The sequence below is a fragment of the Microcoleus sp. K4-B3 genome (assembly GCF_036704615.1).
Classification (GTDB): domain Bacteria; phylum Cyanobacteriota; class Cyanobacteriia; order Cyanobacteriales; family Microcoleaceae; genus Microcoleus.
Window position 1 is genome coordinate 1 of record NZ_JAUBSF010000229.1, and the last position, 1,462, is coordinate 1,462.

The 1,462-nt window shown below is 42.1% G+C and carries 3 protein-coding genes; 2 read left to right on the top strand and 1 reads right to left on the bottom strand.

Annotated elements, in window-relative coordinates; all coding sequences use genetic code 11:
* Positions 1 to 182 (bottom strand): hypothetical protein (locus QUA78_RS32585; RefSeq protein ID WP_333307465.1); only part of this gene is annotated, 182 nt, incomplete at its 3' end.
* A gap of 159 nt (positions 183 to 341) precedes the next feature.
* On the opposite strand from QUA78_RS32585, the gene QUA78_RS32590 reads away from it, so the two are divergent.
* Complete coding sequence (locus QUA78_RS32590) at positions 342 to 911, top strand: hypothetical protein (RefSeq protein ID WP_333307468.1); 570 nt, start codon at positions 342 to 344, stop codon at positions 909 to 911.
* A gap of 5 nt (positions 912 to 916) precedes the next feature.
* Positions 917 to 1,294: a hypothetical protein gene (locus QUA78_RS32595; RefSeq protein WP_333399265.1), complete on the top strand. Its 378-nt coding sequence runs from the start codon at positions 917 to 919 to the stop codon at positions 1,292 to 1,294.
* The last annotated feature ends 168 nt before the right edge of the window (positions 1,295 to 1,462 follow it).

The following is a 1,462-nucleotide window of genomic DNA, read 5'->3' on the forward strand; positions in this document are numbered from 1 at the left end:
ACGGGCATCGTAAAATCGCCCGTAAACAGCAAAGCGTCGCTGTCGTAATTGCCAGTAACGTAGCTAGTAACGTTATTACCAATCGCTTCTAATCCTTGAAAGTATTCTATTAATTGCAAGAATTGCGCTTCGGCAGTCATGCCTTTAATTGTTCCATTTGTTCCAGCAGCAATAACAGTCATAATAGTCTATAACCCTTACCAGTCAATAGTTTTAGCATAGCGCAAAATTTCTACAACCCTATAGGGTTGTAATTCTAAATTGCGAGCAAAACCCTACCAAATTAAAGAGAAAAACAATATTGTAGAAATCAACGGACTGAATTTTTATCAAACAAACATATGAGTAGACCGCGTACCTATTTTGAACTGAATAAATTGGCAGAAATTGCCAAAAGACGAGAAACTGCACGGGAAGCGGCTAAATTGGCGGCTACTCCTAAGCCGTATCAAGCTGAGGAACCGGGCGGATCGGGCTACTTCAGAAGCATTGAGAACGAGGATTTGTTTGTTGAAATGCCAATTCCTGCTAAAGCTGGTACAACGCTGTTAGCGGATGCTGGAGGCGCTCTTGGTGGGCTTACACTAGCTGAAGCAGAAGCGGTTGCTAATTCAAGTTTGGTCAAATTCAAAGGGAATCACGAGCAAATTCTTCGCATTCGTTTCACTCGTCTCAAGGCTACTCCCACCACTAAAATGACTGCCTGGGGTACGCGGGTTGTAGATCACGTAGATGATTCAGTCACCGTACCATTTTCCGCACCCGCAGACGGCAGCATGAAAACTGCTAGAGCTAATTTTGGTACGTTTATTGCTAGCGCTGACGGGAGTGCTGCACTTGGAACCAGGAAAGGGAACCGAGCCGAATTAATTTACAACGGCAAAGTGATAGCTAAAAGAGTAGCAGCATAATTTTAGTGATCCAACTACAGCCTAATGCTAATTTGTGGGAACAAGTTTGGTTCGTAACGATACCAAAAACTTTGGAAGCATTGCCGCGCCAAACTTGTCCCGTACTTCTTACTTCTTCTGTTATTTTGTGCTTTTTAAATTTTCCGAGCGGTTTTCACACAGGTAAATCGGGAGGGCAATTAATCCAAAAAATTAGTACTGGTTTAACAGTTGGAGGCGGTGCAGATGCAATTGTAGGTTTCCCCAAAAAATTAATAATCGGCGAACCTCAATTGCATTTGTTTAATGTGCAAGCTACTTACAGCCTTTCGTTCGACTTGTATACATATATAGCTGATAGTGGAAATTTGGCTATATGGGAATATACAGGAGAAATTAATTGAATAATTAAAATAGGTCAAACGCGCTACAGTGAAAAGTCTTACAGATTTAGCGTCTTTGATAGGGACGTTTTTAACATCGCTAATTAGCCTAATTGTCTTGTGGAACGTTACACGCAGCATACTAGCACTTTTAGCCACCATCCAGCGCCGACTGACAGTGCTTCGCAG

Coding starts and splice junctions, on each gene's coding strand:
- QUA78_RS32590 (WP_333307468.1), top strand. CDS start 342: ATGAGTAGACCGCGTACCTATTTTGAACTGAATAAATTGGCAGAAATT.